The organism is Saliterribacillus persicus (assembly GCF_003337485.1).
Classification (GTDB): Bacteria; Bacillota; Bacilli; order Bacillales; family Amphibacillaceae; genus Saliterribacillus; species Saliterribacillus persicus.
This window is the reverse complement of the sequence record NZ_QPJJ01000001.1, coordinates 140442-161351: the sequence shown is the minus strand read 5'-3', so window position 1 is coordinate 161351 and position 20910 is coordinate 140442. Positions and strand designations below refer to the sequence as shown.

Below are 20910 nucleotides of genomic sequence, written 5' to 3'. Positions count from 1 at the left end.
TTATTCTATTAATTTTTAGTATGAAAGTTGTTGGGAGTACTGTCAATTATAGTGGGAATATTGTTTCTAAACACCAGCTATAAAATAAAAAGACCACTTGACGAAACAAGGGCTTTCGGATAAAATCATCTTTGAGATTGAAAATCGTTATCATTTAATTTAGGGGTGGAGAAATTGTTAAATCGAAAACTTATTTTGGGATTATTTATTTTTGTTGTTGCGATGCTTTTAACAGCTTGTGGCAATGATGAAGGACAAACTAGTGAAGAAAATCAAAATACAGATGAAACTGAAACTAGTGAAGAGAGTAATAATGAGGAAGAGGTAACTGACAATGAGTCAGCTGATGCTGGTGTTGTGAACTTATATACAGGCCGTCATTATGACACAGATCAAGCCTTGTATGATCAATTTACAGAAGAAACTGGCATCGAGGTTAATGTTATTAAAGGAAAAGACGATGAACTAATTGCTCGTCTTGAGCGCGAAGGAGAGGCTTCAGAAGCTGATCTATTTATTACTGCGGATGCTGGAAGACTGCACCGAGCGAAAGAAGCAGACTTATTACAACCATTAGAAAGTGATGTTGTAAGTGAAAATGTACCAGAAAAATATCGCGATCCTGAGAACTATTGGATAGGTCTTACAAAACGAGCTAGAATTATTGCATATCATACCGATAGAGTAGACCCAGAAGATTATCAAACGTATGAATCTTTAACTGCACCTGAGGCAGAAGGTAAAGTTTTAATCCGTTCTTCTTCTAATGTTTATAACCAATCATTAGTGGCTTCTTTCATTGCTTTAGATGGAGAAGAAGAAGCAAAAACGTGGGCAGAAGGAATCTTAGCAAATATGGCACGTGAACCAAAAGGTGGCGATCGCGATCAAGCGAAGGCAGTAGCTGCTGATGAAGGTGATGTGGCAGTGATGAATACTTATTACTTAGGAAGAATGTTAAACTCAGAAGACGAAGAAGAAGTAAAAGTAGCAGAACAATTAGGTGTGATCTTCCCTGATCAAGATGGAGCAGGAACACACGTGAATATTAGTGGAATTGGACTTACCACAAGCAGTAAGAACACTGAGAATGCAAAAGCATTCGTTGAATTTCTTACTTCTGAAGAAGCGCAAGGTCAGTTTGCGGAGGCAAATTATGAGTATCCCGTTAATCCAAATGTAGAAGCGGCTGAAGTTCTACAAACATGGGGCGAATTTAAAGAACAGGATATAAATTTAGCAGAACTTGGTGAACATAATAACCGTGCAATTCAAATTATGAATGAAGTCGGTTGGGAATAAGAAAAACAAAGCTATTCATCTGCTTAATTGCAGCATGAATAGCTTTTTTAATTAGTATTAAGTGAAGTTCTCTATGTACATATGCAAACACGCGATGATTTAAATTTCTATATAAAAAGTGTCACACCAATGATTTTTAATATTTATACGGCAATGCCTCGACTCTTTTACTATTAGATTAGTTAAAGGCTTCTAATTGAAAGTTGCAAGGAAATCTGGAAAGTTGCAAGGAAATCTGGAGAGTTGCAAGGAAATCTGGAGAGTTGCAAGGAAATCTGGAGAGTTGCAAGGAAATCTGGAGAGTTGCAAGGAAATCTGGAGAGTTGCAAGGAAATCTGTAAAGTAGCAAGGAAATCCGTAAAGTAGCAAGGAAATCTGAAAAGTAGCAAGGAAATCTGAAAAGTTGCAAGGAAATCTGGAAAGTTGCAAGGAAATCACAAAAGTCGAGAACAAATCGCGAAAGTCGAGAACAAATCGCGAAAGTCGAGAACAAATCGCGAAAGTCGAGAACAAATCGCGAAAGTCGAGAACAAATCGCAAAAGTCGAGAACAAATCACAAAAGTCGAGAACAAATCGCGAAAGTCGAGAACAAATCGCGAAAGTCGAGAACAAATCGCGAAAGTCGAGAACAAATCGCAAAAGTCGAGAGCAAAGCTAAACTAGAACGTATGGAAGTATCTCATTAATGTGATACAATTATTGAAAAGTGTTTTGTCGAAAAAATATCACTGCTGAAGTTGAAGGAAGTACACATTATGAATCAATTAAGAAAATGGACGCCTTACTTTAATATATGGACGCTTTTAAGTGTAATTATTGTATTGTTAGTAATCGCGCCTAATATCTCCATCTTTATTAGTTTCTTTGTAGAGTCTAGTGAAAACTGGGCCCATGTAAAGGAACATATTTTACCTGAACTATTAAAAAATACAACATTATTAATCATTTTCACAAGTATCGGAACAATCCTTATTGGGACAAGCTTGGCATGGCTTATCAGTGCTTACCAATTCCCCGGGAAAAACTTTTTTAAGTGGGCATTGATTTTGCCGCTTGCGATTCCGCCTTATATCGCTGCATATACGTATAATGGTATCTTAAATTACACTGGCGTGATTCAAACGACTCTTAGAAATCGCTTTGACATAACTGTCGACCAAGTATATTTTGATATCATGACCCTGCCAGGTGCGACGTTTATCTTTATATTTTTTCTGTTTCCATATGTATATACCGTGACGAGAGCTTATCTTGCCAATCAATCAGCAGCTCTCGTTGAAAATGCTAGGCTCTTTGGCCGCAGTAATCTAGCAATCTTTTTTCAAATTATTTTACCGATTTCACGAGCTGCGATTGTTGGGGGCACAAGTCTCGTTATTTTAGAGGTTCTAAATGATTACGGTGTGGTGCAATATTTTGGTGTACCAACTTTCTCAACAGCCATTTTCCAGACGTGGTTTGGCATGGGAGATTTAGCAGCTGCGATAAAATTAGCGGCAACTTTAATGATCATTATTTTTATGATTCTTTTTCTAGAGAGCTTTTTACGTAGGCGGAAAAATTTTAGTTATACTACAACGAAAATTCGTCCGCTCAAACCGTTAAGGCTTACCAAATGGAGAGCATGGACAGCGTTTAGTTACTGTATGATTGTTTTCAGTTTAGGCTTTTTAATACCCTTTATCCAACTCGTGGATTGGATGCTTTTAACCTATGATAAGATTGCAGACCCTGTCTTTTTATCCTTAATTAAAAATTCCTTATTTGTAGCGGTGATTGGTAGTTTAATGATTGTCGTGTTCTCCATCGTGGTTGCTAATTTTGCGAGAATTCATCGAAGTATAATTTCCAATGCCTTTGCACGTGTAACAATTCTTGGCTATTCGATTCCTGGTGCAGTTATTGCTGTTGGAATATTGACAGTCTTTCTTGAAATCGATGCTCTACTAGGCGAAATATATAATTTTATCGGGATTGATTCTGTATTATTTTTAAGTACAAGCTTGTTTATGCTGATTTCTGCTTATGTCATCCGTTTCCTTGCTGTCAGTTATAATTCGATTGAAGCAGGCTTTGAAAAAATCGGTACTAAATATAATGAAGCATCTCGCATGCTTGGAATGAATATTACAAAGTCATTCTGGAAAGTCGATTTTCCGATGATGAAAGTGCCAATTTTAAGTGGTTTTATACTAGCATTTGTGGATATTTTAAAAGAGCTTCCGCTAACCCTTATTTTAAGACCATTTAATTTTGACACACTATCAACGAAAGCTTTTCAGTATGCAACAGATGAACAAATTCATGAAGCTGCGTTAGCTTCGATTTTGATCATCGTTATAACTGCAATAGCGATTCTTATTTTTCATTTAGTATTAGAAAGTGATGAAAGAAGATCCTAGATAAATTGGAGGTGAGATCATGTTTGTTGAGATAAAAGATTTAGCTTTTCATTACCCAAATCAAAAGGATTTTACGTTAGCAAAATTTTTCCTCACCATGGAAAAAGGAGAAATTGTTTCTGTTTTGGGAGCAAGTGGAAGCGGAAAGAGTACCCTTTTGCGGATTATCTGTGGCTTAGAAGTTCCTTATAGTGGAGTAATTAAAATAAACAACGAAGTAATGTCAGACGAAAGTCGATTTGTTCTTCCAGAAAAACGAGGAATTGGCATGGTTTTTCAAGATTACGCCTTATTTCCACATATGAATGTCTACGATAATATTATTTTTGGATTAAAAAAGCTTCCACGAAAAGAACGGAAGGAACGAGCAGATGAAGTGCTAGAGCTAATTAATATGGTGGATTTTAAAAAACGATATCCCTATGAATTAAGTGGTGGGCAACAACAACGAATCGCTTTAGCGCGGGCCTTAGCACCACAGCCTTCTCTTTTACTACTTGATGAACCTTTTAGTAATTTAGACGCTGATCTCCAAATTAAAATTCGCGAAGAGTTGCGTGAAATTATTAAGAAAGCTGGCATCACCTCGATCTTTGTTACACATGACCGTGAGGATGCGAATGCCATCGCTGATAGAATTTTACGGATGGAACATGGTTTTGCTTACCCATGTACAGTGAAGATATAGGAGAAAGAGGTCTTATCATGACAATATTGGTAACCGGTGCAGCTGGATTTATCGGCATGCATGTAGCAAAAAAGCTATTAGAGGAAGGGAAATCTGTCATAGGAATTGATAATTTAAATGAATACTATGATCCCAAATTAAAAAAGGATAGAGTGAAGGTGTTAAAAAAATATGCTTCCTTTACCATTTTTGAAATGGATATTTGTGATGATGCTCAACTTATGGAGCTTTTTAGAGCTGAATCAATTACAGAAGTCATCCATCTGGCCGCACAACCTGGTGTGCGCTATAGCATAGAAAATCCAAAAGCATATATTGATACAAATATAACGGGATTTATTCATATTTTAGAAGCTTGCCGTCACTACCCAGTCCGCCATCTTATATTCGCATCGTCAAGCTCCGTTTATGGATTAAATACCCACATGCCATTTTCACCGTCAGACACAACCGATCACCCTGTCAGCCTATATGCGGCAACAAAAAAATCCAATGAGATGATGGCGCATAGCTACAGCCATTTATATGATATTCCCGTTTCAGGACTACGTTTTTTTACGGTATATGGTCCATACGGTAGGCCAGATATGGCTTATTTTTCATTTGTGAAAAGGATAGTGGAAGGGCAGCAAATTCAGGTCTTTAATAAGGGAGAGATGGAACGGGATTTCACCTATATCGATGACATTACAACCGGCATTGTAGATTTACTTCCACATGCTCCTAGCGAGAACTCGGAATTTGATTCAAGTGCCCCCGATTCCAGAACCAGCTTAGCCAAGTATCGTCTCTATAATATTGGGAATAATCAACCGGTTAAGCTTCTTGATTTTATTCACACAATTGAACAGCACTTGAATAAAAAGGCTGATATAGAATTTTTGGATATGCAAGCAGGGGACGTGAAAAAAACCTATGCCGATATCGATGATTTAAAACGAGTAACAGGCTTTCAGCCAAAGACTAATATAGAGGTAGGACTTGAAAAATTTATTGCGTGGTATAAAGTATATTATAAGTTATAATGACTTTCATAAATAATTAAAACGATTAAAGGAGGTGAAAGAATGCGCGTAACAGCTAAGATGATCGCAAAGGAATTAGGTATCTCGACCGCTACGGTGGACAGGGTTTTGAATAACCGAAAAGGGGTAGCTGATCGTACAATAAGAAAAGTAAAAGAAAAAGCTGATGAAATGGGATATAAACCAAATAAAGCAGCTAAATTTTTATCTACACAGAAAACATTAAAAGTTTTATTCTTACTTCCTGTTGTGCCTTATTATTTTTGGGATGAAATAGAACAAGAAATTAAAAATGTGCGACAATTATATGAAGATTTTGGTTTCAGAGTAAAAGTAAAGCGTGTGGATACAATACAAGGCAATGACCAATTGAAATATTTCAAAAAAGTTGTGCAAGAAGAATCCTTTGACGCTATTGTGATAGCCCCACATGATGCAGATCCGTTTGTTGATATTATCAATAAAGGCGTTGAAACAGGCATTCCTATTTTTACACTTAATAATGACGTCCCAAATAGCAGAAGGAAGGCATATGTTGGAAGTGACTATTTTGATGCGGGCTACTTGGCCGCAGAACTGATTCATTTATGTCAACGAAAATTAAATACAGTGACTTTGATAAGAGAAAAGGAAGATACGTATCAAATGATTTATAAAGAAAAAGGTTTTCGCCAATTCTTTTCCGATCATAAGCTTAATCCTGAAATCCAGATTGCGGGAATAGATAGTACAAAAGTAGACAAATGCATGGATAAAGAGATATTGAAAATCCAAAAAACTGATGGAATATATGTTGCAAATGGCATCTTAGGTGAAGTTGCAGACTATATGCGTAAAAAAGATGTCAGCAATAATCAAGTGTTAATCGGACATGATATAAATTATTTCATCGATTCTTTTATCCAAACAGGAACGATCTCTGCAGCGATTTGCCAGGATCCAGTCACACAAGCATCAGTGGCTGTTAAAAAAGTTTTTGATTATTTATATGGTGATATTAAAGGTGAACTAACAGATACGATCGTTAAACTGGAAATTGTAACGAAGTCCAATGCTAAATATTATTTAAATGAGAAGTATGCCCCAAAATTTAATAAGAATAAATCTGCTGTGAAATCAGGTGTTACTGGGAATGGAGTTACTTTTATAAACTAGTAGGTTAAAAAAGTTTCAATAAAATGATTGACGTACATCATATTATGCTTTAGTATAAAAATTAATTAAACGCTTACATTTTTAACCGGAAATAAAAGAAGTTACATACTTCTTTTTATTTTCCTTAAAAATGATTAACGTACATCATTAATTAGAAAATTCAGAAAAAGCGGGTGGAAAAATGAGTCAAACAAAAGTTATCCAAGTAGGTACAGGGGGGTTTGGATTATCCTGGTTAGAATTATTGAAGGATCATGATCAGGTTGAAGTAGTTGGAGTTGTCGATGTTGATGAAGCAAACCTTATCGAGGCAGAAAAAGTATTAAATGGAACAAAAGTAGATTATTTTAATAATCATGTGGAAGCATTTCAATCATTAAAAGCAGATGTTGCGGTTATTGTTACCCCGCCACAAACACATAAAGATATTGCAAAGGCAGCATTAGAACATGACTTACATGTATTTATGGAAAAACCAATTGCGCATAATCTAGAAGATGCGGTTTCCTTAAATGAATTTGCAAAAGACTATAGCAAGCATGTCATGATTAGTCAGAATTATCGTTACCGACCAGTCATTCAAGCACTTAAAAATGCTGTAGACAAGCAATTGGCAGGACCAATTGAATACGTGGAATGGAATTTTAGGAGAGCTACTAAATTCGGTGGATGGCGCGATCATTATGATGAAATTCTGATAGAAGACATGAGTATCCACCATTTTGATATGATGCGATATTTACTAGGAAAAAACGCCACTACTGTTTATGCAAAAAGTATGCGGCCATCATGGAGTTGGTTTAATGGAAATCCGACAGCGAGTATTTCGATGACGTTTGAAGGTGTCTTAATAAATTACTTTGGCAGTTGGGTAACAAGCGGACCAGAAACTTCCTGGAATGGAGATGTGAAGCTATATGGTGAAAAAGGCGTGATAGTCTTAACTTCGGACCGACCGGTGTTCATTGGTTCTGATGGAACGGAAGCAAATCTACCGATTCCAGAAATGGAGCATAGCGATCGCACCTATTCTATTACAGAACTGATTCAAGCAATAAAAGAAAAGAGAACACCAGCAACTGCTATAGCAGACAACCTTAATAGCTTCAAAATTGTAAGCGCTTCTTTGGAATCATTAAAAACAGGTAGTGAGGTTTCATTAAATAAATATTCTTAAAAAAAACGGAGGGGTTTTTATGAAGAAGTTAGTATGGATGGTATTAGTAGGTTTCTTGGTCTTAGTAATAAGTGCATGCTCAGATTCAAACGGAAGTGGAGACGAAGAAACAAGTGGGGACGAAGGTTCAGAGGGAGAACAAACTACGATTAAAATATGGGATTATATGGAGCCAGGGTCCTCAAGTGATAGAGAGCAAGAGGCTTTAATTGAACAGTATGAAGAAGAAAATCCAAATATTACGTTTGAAAGAACGTATATGCCGTTTGCTGATTTAAAAACAAAATTACTACAAGGACTAGGAGCTGGGGAACTTCCGGACATAGTGGTAATTGATAATCCAGATCACCAATCATTTGCACAAGCTGGCGTATTTGCTGATATTACAGATAAAGTAGAGGCATGGGGAGAAGCGGATCAATACTTTGAAGGTCCAATGGCTTCTGCGATGTTAGATGGAAAATATTACGGCATACCAAACAATAGTAATGCATTAGCAATCTATTACAATAAAACGATGTTTGAAGAAGCAGGGATTGAAGAAACACCTGAGACTTGGGAAGAATTCAGATCAGTAGCAGAGCAACTAACTACAGATGAAGTAAATGGATTTGCAATGTCAGGCGTAAAAAGTGAAGAAGGCACGTTCCAGTACTTACCTTATTTATGGCAAGCAGGTGCTGATTTAGATTCCTTTGGAAGTGAAGAAGCGAAAAACTCCATGCGGTTTATTCAGGACATGGTAAACGATGGCATCATTTCTTCAAACATGATCAATTGGGATCAATCTGATGTACTCGTTCAATTCCAAAATGAAGAGGCAGCAATGATGGAGAATGGTCCATGGCAAATTCCTATGCTAAAAGAGAATTCACCAGACTTAGACTGGGGTGTTTTCCTAATGCCAGCAGGTGAAGGTGGCACAGCATCTATTCTAGGTGGAGAAAACTGGGCAATAACAGAGGGCGCACAAGCTGAAGACGAAGCGTGGGACTTTATTGCATGGACACAAGAACCAGAAATATATGGACCGATGCACGAATTAGGTGGAAGACTTCCTAGTAGATCAGATGTAGCTAATGATGATCAATATAATTGGGCGCAAGATGAACATGTAAAAGTATTTATGGAGCAACTAGAATCGGCTAAACCGAGAGCATATGGAACAAATTATCCTGAAATTTCAACACATATTCAAGAGGCAATACAACGAGCGATAGCTGGTGAAGATGTGGATACAATTATGGAGAATGCGGCAGCAGATATTGAACCGTTACTTCCATAGAAACATGAGGGAGGCTTTTGCCTCTTTCTATGATTGGAGGGTTTACTGATGTATGGACAAATGCGAAATAAGTTTCCACAATATTTGTTTCTAATACCAGCTGCATTGTTTGTTGCGATGTTTATGATATATCCAATCGTATATAACGTTATTGTAAGTTTTCAGGATTTGACTTTAATGAATTTAAAATCGGGTGCAAAGTTTATTGGTTGGGATAATTACATCAATATTCTGCAGACTGAAAGGTTTGGGATCGCTTTAAAAAATACGATTATTTATACTTCTGCCTGTATCTTCTTTCAAGTGGTTATAGGTTATTTAATGGCAGCCTTTTTAAATCAAGAATTTCCGTTTCGAAACTTTTTCAGATCGATTATGTTATTAGCTTGGATGACACCGTTAGTTATTACTGGTTCCCTTTTTAAATGGTTGTTTGATGTGGATTATGGCGTATTCAACTATTTATTAACAACACTTCAAATTGTAGATGAACCAATTAACTGGCTGGGGCAACAAAGCACAGCGTTAACGGCGGTAATTATCACGAATGTATGGATCGGGATTCCTTTTAACATGATCCTGATATTAGCTGCGATGCAATCCTTGCCAAAGGATGTATATGAAGCAGCAAAAGTTGACGGTGCAAACAAATTTCAAACTTTTTTAAACGTAACCTTGCCATTATTACGTCCGCAATTAATGATCATTTTAGTATTAGGGATCATTTACACCTTTAAGGTCTTTGATATTATTCTCATTATGACTGGCGGTGGCCCGGTTAACGCTACACAAGTATTGCCATTTTACGGCTATGAACTAGCCTTTGTTAATTTTAACTTTGGTGAAAGTGGAGTAATTGCTACGGTAATACTATTCATCTTAATCTGCATCGCGCTTCTATATTTGTGGATGATTAAGAAGGAGGAAGCACAGTGAGAAATTATACTCTAAAACAATATCTTCTATTACTGGTTGCTATCATCATTATGATGGTGTTTCTCTTTCCAATCTATTGGATGATTACTACATCTGTAAAGCCGATGTCGGATATCTTTTCGTCACCACCAATGATTATTCCAGAAACGATTCAATTTGACGCCTATTACAAAAACCTGATTCAAGATCAGAGTTTACTGCCATATATTCGAAATTCATTCATAGTGGCAGCAGGAACGGCATTTTTAACCCTTTTATTAGCCTTGCCATGTGCATACGCCTTAGCAAGATTTCGGCTAATGTGGGGGAATATATTTCTGCTTATCCTTTTAGTAACGCAGATGATACCCGGAATCATGATGGCAATGCCACTGTATATTCTGTTTAGTAAAATTGATCTCGTAAATAGTTATTTGGCGTTAATCGTTGGTAATACGACGAACGCCTTGCCATTTGCCATCGTTATTATGCGGCCCTTTTTTCTATCGATTCCAAAGGGATTAGAAGAAGCGGCGGTAATTGATGGTTGTAATATATTTACGGCATTTTTTAGAATCATCTTACCTTTAACGAAACCAATTATTTTAACGGTAAGTACATTCAGTTTTCTATTTGCATGGGGAGATTTGATTTTCGCCTTAACGTTAGCTACGGATGAAAAGGTGAGACCACTTACGATGGGAATCACAAAATTTATTGGGCAATACGGAACGCAATGGGATCAGTTAATGGCTGTATCAACAATTGCTGCAGCACCAATCATTATCGTTTTCTTATTATTCCAAAAGCATATTGTAAGTGGAATAACTGCTGGATCAGATAAATAATATCGAGGAGGAATTCACATGAAATTGGGAGTTTTTGCAGTTTTATTTTCAGGTTTATCATTAGAAGAAATGCTAGATCATATTCAAAGTAAAGGACTTGAAACGGTCGAAATCGGAGCTGGTGGCTATATTGGTGATGCACATTGTAAACCGGCAGAATTACTGAAGGATGAAGGTAAACTAAAGGCATTTAAAAATGCATTTGATGATCGTGGAATAAAAATTAGTGCACTTAGCTGTCATGGAAATCCGTTACACCCAAATAAAGAAATCGCTGATGGCTTCCATGAGGAATTTGTTAATACTGTTAAGTTAGCTGAAAAATTAAATGTGGATACGATCGTGACGTTCTCCGGTTGTCCTGGTGAATCCGACTATTCTAGGAATCCCGTTTGGATTACCTGTCCATGGCCAAATGATTTTTCAGATGTAGTTGATTGGCAATGGAAGGAAAAAGTGATTCCATACTGGAAAGAACAACAACAGTTACTAGAAAAACATAATGTGAGAGTAGCGATTGAACCTCATCCTGGATTTGTTGTTTATAATAATGAAACAGCAAAAAGACTTCGCAAGGAATGCGGCGATAAGATTGGTGTCAATTTTGATCCGAGTCATTATTTCTGGCAAGGGATGAACCCAGCACAAGCGATTAAAGATGTTGGTGACTCACTTTTCCATTTTCATGCAAAGGATACGCAAATTGAACCTCGTAATACAGAACTTAATGGTGTATTAGATACGAAAAGCTATAAGGATATTGCTAACCGTTCATGGGTGTTTCGCACAGTCGGTTATGGACATGGGGAGAATGAGTGGAGAGATATAATTAGTGCACTACAAGTAATCGGATATGATGGTGCGATTAGTATCGAACATGAAGATGGTCTAATGAGTGAAGATGAAGGCTTTTCAAAAGCAGTTTCCTTTTTAGATAATATGCTCATAAGGGAAGGAGCTAAAAATCTATGGTGGGCGTAAAGAAAAAAGAGATTCGCATTGGTATGGTTGGCTATCAGTTTATGGGAAAAGCACACAGTCATGCCTATCGTGACTTACCTTTTTATTTTGATAATCCACTAAAACCTGTGTTAAAAGCCATATCAGGACGAAACGAAGAAGCAGTAAAAGAAGCACAGAAAAAAATGGGCTGGGAATCTTATGAGACTGATTGGCGTGCACTCATTAAGCGCGATGATATTGATGTGATTGATATCGTAACGCCTAACCATACGCATGCAGAAATCGCTATAGCTGCAGCCGAAGCTGGAAAGCATATTATTACAGAGAAACCTTTAGCCTTAAATGTAGAAGATGCTAAACGAATGTTAACAGCTGTGAGAAAAAATGGTGTAAAACATATGATTTGTCACAATTATCGATTTGTTCCTGCTGTGCAATATGCGAAACAATTGATCGATGAAGGTAGACTCGGAAAGATTTATCATTATCGTGGTAGTTACTTGCAAGATTTTATAATTGATCCTAATTTTCCTTTAATTTGGCGCCTGCAAAAAGAAATATCAGGCTCAGGTGCATTAGGCGATATTGGCGCCCATAGTATTGATTTAGCAAGGTTTTTAATTGGTGAATTCAAAGAAATTGTAAGCACGATGGATACTTTTATCAAAGAAAGACCTATCGGTGAAATGACAGGCGGCTTAAGTGCGAAAGGGAACTCAGAAGAAATGGGTGAAGTAACAGTCGATGATGCGACAAGTTTTCTAGCAAGGTTTGAAAATGGTGCCTTAGGAAACTTTGAAGCAACGCGATTTGCAGCGGGAAACCGAAACAAAAATAAATTCGAAATAAATGGTGAAAAAGGTTCTATTCGCTGGGATATGGAAAATATGAATAATCTCGAAGTCTACTTTACTGATGATGAAGAAGGTGTTCAAGGATTCCGGATGATTAATTGTACAGAAGAGGTCCACCCATATGTCGGGGCCTACTGGCCAGCAGGTCATATAATTGGATATGAACATACCTTTATTCATTTAATGGATGAATTTCTTAGAGGAATAGCCGGCGATTATCAACCCTCTCCTAATTTTGAAGATGGCGTTAAAAATCAAATTTTATTAGAGGCAATTGAGCAATCAGCTAAAGATAAAAAATGGATAGAAATAGGTTCTTAATATTAAAATGCTCAGCAAATCGGATTTTTTACCCCCTGCCGTTTGCTGGGCATTTTTGTTCGGGAATTATTGAATTTTCAAAAAAGAAATTATGCCTTCTGAAAAAATAAAAATCAACAAAAAGATGGACCACACTGGTGAAGACTACATTTTCCTACCTTACTGACTACCTTTAGCAAATCTGGTATACTAGTATGTATCTAATTTAGAAGATAGCTATTCAAAGAAGTCGGGAGGGGATAATGTGGATTACTTTATAATGAATGCGGATACATTGCTGAAAATAGATTCTGAAATGCCTAGCTCTGTTTTACATGCAGTGGATATGCTAAAGAGAGATATGGAAAAAGTATTTCTGAAAAATAGAGAAAACAAATTTAAGCAGAGTCTCATTATAGTTGATTACGACAGAACGCTTAAAGAAGAAGGATATAAGATAAACTTTCGGTCAGAAGGAAAGGAACAAATTATGGAAGTTCGTGGTGCAGATGATCTTGGTGTAATTTATGGATTACTTTTTATCAGTAAAGAGTATTTAGGTGTTGATCCATTTTGGTATTTTGCAGACATTGAATTGAAGCAACGACAAGAAGTGAAAATTCACAATAAGGAAATTATTTCTCCTACTAAAAAGGTAAAATATCGCGGTTGGTTTGTAAATGATGAAGTGTGTTTAATCGGTTGGGCAAAGGAGTACCCTCCAGAAAAAGAGGTTTGGTATCCAGTATTTGAAACCCTTCTTCGTCTTGGAGGAAATATGGTTATTCCTGGTACAGATTTGCCGAAGGATGGAGTTCACTGGGCTCTGGCATCAGAAATGGGCTTATGGATTACACACCATCATGCGGAACCGTTAGGAGCAGAGATGTTCAAACGTGCGTACCCAGATAAACAGGCGAGCTACAAACAGCATCCGGATTTATATGAAAAGCTATGGGAAGATGCGATTAAAGAACAAAAGGATAAAAAAGTAATTTGGGTCCTATCCTTTCGTGGACAGGGGGACGCACCCTTTTGGTCTCAAGATCCGTCTTATGATACCGATGAGAAACGCGGTCAGTTAATTAGTGACGTGCTTCATCGTCAGCTAGAATTATTACATCAATACATAGATCATCCAGAATGCTGTGTTGCTTTATATGGGGAGCTTTCTGAATTATATCGTAAAGGAATGTTGCATTTACCTGAGGATATTATCAAAGTTTGGGCTGATAATGGGTATGGCAAAATGGTTTCCAGACGGAATGGAAATGAGGATTTTCGGATTTCATCCCTTCCAGAAGGGAAATCCTTTGGGAGGCAAGGAATCTATTATCATATAACCTTTCATGACTTACAAGCATCCAATCATCTAACCATGTTTCCAAATGAGCCAGACTTAATAAAAGAAGAATTAAAAGAAGTATTTCGTCAAGGTGGAGATGATTATGTTTTACTGAACAGTGGAAATATTCGGATGCATACCTATCCACTAGATATGGTAAGTGAACTTTGGAATACTGGTGATCTAAATATAGAAGAACATTTAACAGCCTATCTCGAAAGATTTTATTCTTCCCATTATGATAAGCTGAAAAATAATATAAAAGCATATTTTGATGCAACGCTTACTTACGGAAAACACGCTGATAATCGTGCTGGAGAAGAAATTTACCATCACCCAGCAAGGTTAATCGTTGGGAAATGGATGACTAATAATGATTCAACATGTGAAGAGTTAATTTGGGCTACGGGATTTGTCTCTTTTGAAAAACAAGTAGCGTGGTTTGGACAACTTACGAAAGATGCACGCGAAAAATGGGAGAAACTAAATGCATCGAGCAGGGAATTGTTGAATCAGTTAACACCATCTGATCAACAACGCGACTATGATCAATTTCATGTTCAAGTAGAATTGCATGATTCAGGAAATTCGGGACTGCATCATTTAAGTATGGCGTATGCTCACTTTCAAAAAGAACAATACCCAGAAAGCTTTGTTTATGCTTCGTACGCAATTTGGGAATATCAACGAGGAATAGAAGCACTAAAGAAGTCGGAACATGGTAAATGGAAGAATTTTTATAGGGCTGATTGGTTAACAAATATAAAGCGGACAATTGAAAGTTTGGATGCTTTACGAAAATTTATACGAATGCATGGAGATAGTCCGGATTTCTTTTTATGGTATAAACAATACCTGATGCCAGAAGAAGAAAAGCATATATATTTAGAAAATACCCATCGCGAACCGCTATCGGATGACAAGCTAGCGCAGCGATTAAGTGAAAAATTATTTGCTAAAAAACAGTCAAACTAGAGAAGTTAGTTTGGCTCTTTTCATTTTTAAAAGGAAAGCTAGATAATCAAGTCCCAATCTCAGAAATTGATTTCAAAAAAACCAGATAGCGACAACACTTTAGAAAAAAGAGTCAAATCTCTTTATGGAATGAGAAAGTAAAGCTTTAGTAAAAATGCTGTCACAAGTTCTGACAAGATTAATGATTATTTACAATTAGCATGTTAGATTTATTACAAGAAATATAAAACGAAGCTTGGAGGTGACAAGAAAAAAGGGTAGAGTCTTCAACACCTATGAAAGATTGCACTACAGTGAGAGATAACTTTTACTAAAGGTGGAGGTGGTTAAAAAAAGAGTTCAAGCAACAAACATATTTTAGCAGGACAAAAGGAGGCTTTAGAGAAACGATTTGGATTTCATATCGAACAAGTAGAGAGAAAGTAATAAAGGAAGAAGGGGGTCAGTCGTACGGTGAAAAATTTGGACAAGTCATTAAAAAGAAAGATAGCTTATTAAAAGGTATAGATAAAGTAATGATAAAACAACCGTTAAGGATGTGAATGTGGCGATGCTACGTTTCTACATTTAACGGTTGTTTTTTAGTTTTAAGAGTTATGTTATATCATCTTACATCTATCTAATGATTTTCATTAAATGTAAGATAATCTAACTAAAACCTATCGGAAAAACCAAAAACTAAATGATATCTTCCGGTGATAAGATTAATTTAACAACAAAGCAGGGGGGAAGGGAAAATGCTAAATGAGTATAAATTAGAATTATTAGACGTATCAAAAGAATTTAATTCTAGAGGTGAAACGGTTAAGGCGTTAGATGAAATCACTATGAAAATTCCAGATCATAAGTTTATAAGCATTATTGGACCAAGTGGTTGTGGGAAGTCAACGTTGTTTAATATCATTTCTGGATTAGATCAACCAAGTGATGGTGAACTATTAATTGATAAAGAAGAAGCTTCTGGAACATCCGGACTGGTAGGATATATGTTACAAAAAGATCTATTACTACCTTGGAGGACTATTTTAGAAAATGTCATTCTAGGAATGGAAATTATCGGAATTCCAAAAAAGGAAGCAAAAGAAAAAGCTATCCCACTCCTTCATCGCTATGGTTTAAAAGGATTTGAATACAGCTATCCTTCTCAGTTATCTGGCGGAATGAGACAGCGTGCGGCACTATTAAGAACTATTCTTTATGACAGAGACGTCATTTTATTAGATGAACCATTTGGGGCACTCGATGCGCAGACGCGGGCAAACATGCAGGAATGGTTACTTGATCTTTGGGATGATTTTCAAAAGACCATTTTATTTATCACCCATGATATTGACGAATCTATTTACTTATCAGATGAGGTTTACATTATGACAGCAAGGCCAGGCAAGATCAAACACCGCTTGAAAATTGACTTAGAGAGACCAAGAAAGCCCAATATTATTACATCAAAGAAATTTATTGAATTAAAGGACGAGGCATTAACGATGTTGTCTGAAGAAGTTTTAAAGAGTCAACAAATGGAGATGCAAGCAAATTAATTAGGAGGTGGAGAAAATGTCAGACAATTCATCTGTTCTTGGAAAAAGAAAAAAGATAAACAGGGTTTCTGTTGGTAGTCATAATAAAAAAGCAAAGAAATCAAATGCCAACTGGAGTTACTTAAACAATGAACCGAAGGAATACTTATTAAATGTTGGTCGCTTAGCTGCATTCTTATTGATGATCTTAATTTGGGAAGCCGGAGCAAGAATTGGTTTGATTGATTCATTCTTTTGGAGTATGCCATCTGAAATTATACAAACATGGACGATTATCGCAGTGGATGGATCGGTTTGGAACGATACCTTTTATACATTCCAATCTACTATATATGGATTTGTGTTAGGAACAGTGGGAGGTGCAGTGATAGGCTTGTCCTTCTGGTGGTCCAAGTATTATGCAAAAATAGCAGAGCCGTTTTTAATTATCTTTGAAGCAATGCCAAAGCTTGCTTTAGCCCCAATTGTTGTTTTGATTTTCGGAATCGGACTTTCTTCAAAGGTAGCGATGGCTGTCGCGATCACGATTATTATCACCACACTCACTACTTACAATGGGATGAAGCAGGTGGACAAAGATTTAGTTCGTATGATCTTCGCTCTAGGGGCATCAAGATGGCAGGTTTTCACAAAAGTAGTGGTGCCTTGGACCATGCCATCGATTATTTCAGCTCTCAGAATCAATATTGGTCTGGCACTTACCGGAGCTATTGTAGGTGAATATATTGGTTCCACACACGGTTTAGGTCGGATGATCTTTTATGCAGGACAAACCTATGAAATATCGTTAATCTGGGCAGGTATTTTTAATCTTTCGTTATTATCCGTAGGTCTTTATCTACTTATAAGCTGGTTAGAGAAAAAACTATTAAAAGGTATATTACATTAAAAGAATGGGGGAATCGTTTTGTTGAAAAAAAGTAGGTATCTATTATTTGTGGTGATGATTGGGTTACTGTTTTTAGCAGCATGTGGTAGTGACGAAGCAGCTGGAGAGGAACAAGCTTCAGGTGAAAACATGGAAAAAGAAGAGTTGATTATTGCTGAACCGGTGCACGGGTTTGGATATCTACCGCTTTATGTTGCGATTAGTAAAGGATATTTTGAGTCAGTGGATGTATCTGTGACCACTTTAACTGGTGGGAGTGCCCACACAAATGCTGTATTAACTGATGAGGCATGGGCCTTTATCGGTGGTCCTGAGCACAATGCATTCGCAAAAGCAAAAGGAGCCGAGCTCAGAGCAATTGGGAATGTGGTGAATAAAGGAAATGTGTATTTGGTTGCTAGTCCTGACTTAGAACCTAGCGAGGATATGACTGAATTTTTAACAGGAAAAACAGTTGTAACAAGTCAATATGGAGGTACCCCTAACTCGATAACTAGATATTTACTTGCAGAATGGGGGCTTGAGGTTGGTGAGGATGTGACCTTGATGGAGGTTGAAAATGCTGCTATTCCTTCTATCATAAGTGAAGGAAATGGGCACGTCGCGGTAGTATCTGATCCAGTCATGCAACAAGGAATTAACGAAGGAATTTGGAATGAGCCTTTCTACAACGTGCCTATGGAGTTAGGACCATATGCATATTCCACCATTAATGTGAAATTAGACAGCATTGAAGAAAATCCAGAGCAGGTGGAAGGATTTATGGAGGGGTTAGTCAAAGGTCTGGATTTAATTCTAGAGGATCCGGATGAAGCTTTAGAAATAGCAAAAGAAGAGTTTTCTACTCTTGATCCAGCTGTGTTAGAAGATATGTTGGATCGAGCGATTGAGGATGAACTTTGGGAATTTGATGGGAAAGTCACAGAGGATTCGATTACCACTAATTTAAAAGTTGTGGAAAATGCTGGGATGCTTGAAGAGGAAATCAGTTATTCAGACATCGTAGACCCACAATTTTTTGAATAATAAAAATTAAATGGAGGGATTCAAATGGCAATTTGGGATGAATTTTTATCAGAAAATGACAAGGTGATTTATGGTGGTGCAGGTTTTGGGGAAAAGGCAGGGTTAGGTAAAAGGCCAGCAGTATTAATTGTAGATGTGAATTACGCTTTTTGCGGGGATAAAAGAGAGCCGATTATGGAATCAATTAAAAACTGGAGTCACAGCTGCGGGGAGGCGGCTTGGGATGCTATTCCGCCAACGCAAAAACTATTAAAAGCTGCCAGAGATCAGCATATTCCCGTGTTTTATTCCACTGGAACTGATAGTAGACCTGATGGTTTTGACAGAGGAGGATGGAGCCATAAGAATAAACGAACAGGGAAGCCTCAGCCAATTACCGAGCCAAGAGGAAATGATATTGTAGCAGAAATTGCGCCAATCGAAAGTGATATTGTAATAGAAAAATTGAAGCCTAGTGCTTTTCATGGCACCCCTTTAATTGGGTTCTTGATAGATTTGGGAATAGACTCCTTAATCATTACTGGAACTACCACGAGTGGATGCGTAAGAGCAAGCGTTATAGATGCATTTTCTCAAAACTTCAAAGTTGGGGTCGTGGAAGAATGTACATTTGATAGAGGTGAGGCTTCCCATGCAATTAACTTGTTTGATATGAATGCGAAATATGCAGACGTGATGTCGATAGATGAAACGATAGCTTACATCGATACGATTGAAAAAGGATTATTTGATCATAAAATAGACTTCCAATCTGCTGCTGTATCTTCTATGTAAAGGATGTGTTTCATCAGCGAAAGCTCTTTTTCTAGAAACTTTTCGGGAATTTAGCGTTCGCAAACTGGAAAGTAGTTTAATTGAGCGGTTACACAGTGGAAAGTGTAAAAGGCCTGGAAGCAATTGCTCTCCAGGCTTTTTATTTCACTATTTTCAAAAATAAATCCGATTTTTGTTTGGAAAGGGAGGCCTTATTATGTTGGTCAACGAGAAAACCTGGGCGCTGATCATTTCTATAAGCTGTGGATTATATTGGTTGGCCCACTCTACTATCAGACCTATAATTTCACTCTATGCTAATAATAATGGTGCAACGGATTGGGAGATTGGTATTATTCTAGGAATATATGCTTTTTTCCCTTTCTTTTTAGCGATTCCAATTGGTGGATTAGTGAGTACATTTGATAAAAATAAATTACTGCAAATTGGCGCATGGCTGATGGTCGTGAGTGCGGGGCTATATATTATTTCCAACAGTTTTTGGATGTTGCTTATTGCACAAACAGTGGCAGGAATTGGCCAATTATTTGTCTGGTTAATCTTTCAAGTCATGATTACAGAAGGAAAAAGTAAAAGTAATCATACGAGAATTGCCACCTTTTCCCTTTATATGGCATTAGGACAATTGCTTGGGCCGCTTCTCGGTGGCGTTCTGTCCGACACTTTCGGATACTCTGCAGCATTTATGTTGTATGGTGTAATATGTATCTTGCTTACAGTGGTCAGTTATTTACTTAAAAGTGATATTAAAGTTACGGAATACAAAAAACCAGATTTTTTAGAGATGTATAAAGAGAGTGCTAGATTGTTAAAAAATTTAGGATTTGTAGCTGCTTTATTATTTTCATTTATTGTCTTGTTTATTATTGATGCCAGGATGTCTTTTTTACCTATTTATATGGAAACTCTAAGCTTTAGCAATACCGTTATTGGGCTTTTGCTGTCGGTGGCCTCTTTTTCAGCGCTTCTAATTAAGTTTATTTATCCGTATTTAATTAAACGACTGGGCTATATGAAGCTATTAATCGGTAGTTTTTCATTTTCCATTCTTTTATTATACTTAGCACCGCTTCCTCACAATTATTTTACGATGGGGATACTCATCTTTATTACTGGTATAGCACTAGCAATTAATCAACCATTATCTTTATCTCTTATTTCAGAACAGACGAGAGAAGATCAACGAGGCATTGCGTTTGGTATGCGTTTAATGGGGAATAGAGGTGCACAATTAGTTGATCCGCTTGTTTTTGGAGCAATATCCTCAATCTTTTATTTGGAGTTTGCATTTTGGATTGTAGCTGTTTTTTTAACCCTTCTGTCAGTGCTAGCCATAGCCATGTTTGCTGCAGCAAATTCAAGAAAAGAAGCAAAAGCTGCTTATGTTCCTTCAAAAAAAGAGCAGGAAGTATAAGACAAACGCTATGCTATAATAATTAAAACGGTAC

The 20910-nt window shown here is 37.0% G+C and carries 17 protein-coding genes; all 17 read left to right on the top strand.

Annotated features, from left to right (window positions below; translation table 11 throughout):
• The first annotated feature begins 222 nt into the window (after window positions 1-222).
• The 17 genes from DFR57_RS00685 (at window position 223) to DFR57_RS00600 (ending at window position 20876) form a co-directional block, all read left to right on the top strand.
• Window positions 223-1302 carry a Fe(3+) ABC transporter substrate-binding protein gene (locus tag DFR57_RS00685; RefSeq protein WP_114351488.1) on the top strand — a complete coding sequence of 360 codons (1080 nt, stop codon included), beginning with the start codon at window positions 223-225 and terminating at the stop codon, window positions 1300-1302.
• A gap of 756 nt (window positions 1303-2058) precedes the next feature.
• Complete coding sequence (locus DFR57_RS00675; RefSeq protein WP_114351208.1) at window positions 2059-3705, top strand: ABC transporter permease; 1647 nt, start codon at window positions 2059-2061, stop codon at window positions 3703-3705.
• Between the two features lie 19 nt (window positions 3706-3724).
• Window positions 3725-4393 carry an ABC transporter ATP-binding protein gene (locus DFR57_RS00670; RefSeq protein WP_114351207.1) on the top strand — a complete coding sequence of 223 codons (669 nt, stop codon included), beginning with the start codon at window positions 3725-3727 and terminating at the stop codon, window positions 4391-4393.
• A gap of 17 nt (window positions 4394-4410) precedes the next feature.
• On the top strand, window positions 4411-5418 hold the full coding sequence (locus DFR57_RS00665) for an NAD-dependent epimerase (protein WP_114351206.1): 1008 nt from the start codon (window positions 4411-4413) through the stop codon (window positions 5416-5418).
• A 42-nt stretch (window positions 5419-5460) separates the two neighbouring features.
• The gene (locus DFR57_RS00660) at window positions 5461-6573 is read left to right on the top strand and encodes a LacI family DNA-binding transcriptional regulator (protein WP_114351205.1); all 1113 of its coding nucleotides are present in this window, start codon (window positions 5461-5463) and stop codon (window positions 6571-6573) included.
• Between the two features lie 181 nt (window positions 6574-6754).
• Complete coding sequence (locus DFR57_RS00655) at window positions 6755-7750, top strand: Gfo/Idh/MocA family protein (protein WP_114351204.1); 996 nt, start codon at window positions 6755-6757, stop codon at window positions 7748-7750.
• Window positions 7751-7769: 19 nt separating this feature from the next.
• A complete protein-coding gene (locus DFR57_RS00650; protein WP_114351203.1) occupies window positions 7770-9035 on the top strand; it encodes an ABC transporter substrate-binding protein in 1266 nt (421 codons plus the stop codon).
• A 48-nt stretch (window positions 9036-9083) separates the two neighbouring features.
• Entirely contained in the window at window positions 9084-9971 is an 888-nt protein-coding gene (locus DFR57_RS00645; RefSeq protein WP_114351202.1) for a carbohydrate ABC transporter permease, read from the top strand.
• The gene (locus tag DFR57_RS00640; protein WP_245937341.1) at window positions 9968-10798 is read left to right on the top strand and encodes a carbohydrate ABC transporter permease; all 831 of its coding nucleotides are present in this window, start codon (window positions 9968-9970) and stop codon (window positions 10796-10798) included. Before DFR57_RS00645 ends, DFR57_RS00640 begins: the two co-directional genes overlap by 4 nt.
• 18 nt (window positions 10799-10816) lie before the next feature.
• The gene (locus DFR57_RS00635; RefSeq protein WP_114351201.1) at window positions 10817-11779 is read left to right on the top strand and encodes a sugar phosphate isomerase/epimerase family protein; all 963 of its coding nucleotides are present in this window, start codon (window positions 10817-10819) and stop codon (window positions 11777-11779) included.
• Window positions 11767-12936, top strand: a complete 1170-nt coding sequence (locus DFR57_RS00630; RefSeq protein WP_114351200.1) for a Gfo/Idh/MocA family protein — start codon at window positions 11767-11769, stop codon at window positions 12934-12936. The genes DFR57_RS00635 and DFR57_RS00630 overlap by 13 nt, the downstream gene beginning before the upstream one ends.
• A 244-nt stretch (window positions 12937-13180) precedes the next feature.
• Entirely contained in the window at window positions 13181-15235 is a 2055-nt protein-coding gene (locus DFR57_RS00625; RefSeq protein ID WP_245937340.1) for a glycosyl hydrolase 115 family protein, read from the top strand.
• A 737-nt stretch (window positions 15236-15972) separates the two neighbouring features.
• Entirely contained in the window at window positions 15973-16773 is an 801-nt protein-coding gene (locus DFR57_RS00620; protein WP_114351199.1) for an ABC transporter ATP-binding protein, read from the top strand.
• Window positions 16774-16789: 16 nt separating this feature from the next.
• Complete coding sequence (locus DFR57_RS00615; RefSeq protein ID WP_114351198.1) at window positions 16790-17662, top strand: ABC transporter permease; 873 nt, start codon at window positions 16790-16792, stop codon at window positions 17660-17662.
• Window positions 17663-17680: 18 nt separating this feature from the next.
• A complete protein-coding gene (locus DFR57_RS00610) occupies window positions 17681-18688 on the top strand; it encodes an ABC transporter substrate-binding protein (protein ID WP_245937339.1) in 1008 nt (335 codons plus the stop codon).
• Between the two features lie 24 nt (window positions 18689-18712).
• Window positions 18713-19462: an isochorismatase family protein gene (locus DFR57_RS00605; RefSeq protein ID WP_114351197.1), complete on the top strand. Its 750-nt coding sequence runs from the start codon at window positions 18713-18715 to the stop codon at window positions 19460-19462.
• Window positions 19463-19658: 196 nt separating this feature from the next.
• Window positions 19659-20876 carry an MFS transporter gene (locus DFR57_RS00600; protein ID WP_114351196.1) on the top strand — a complete coding sequence of 406 codons (1218 nt, stop codon included), beginning with the start codon at window positions 19659-19661 and terminating at the stop codon, window positions 20874-20876.
• The last annotated feature ends 34 nt before the right edge of the window (window positions 20877-20910 follow it).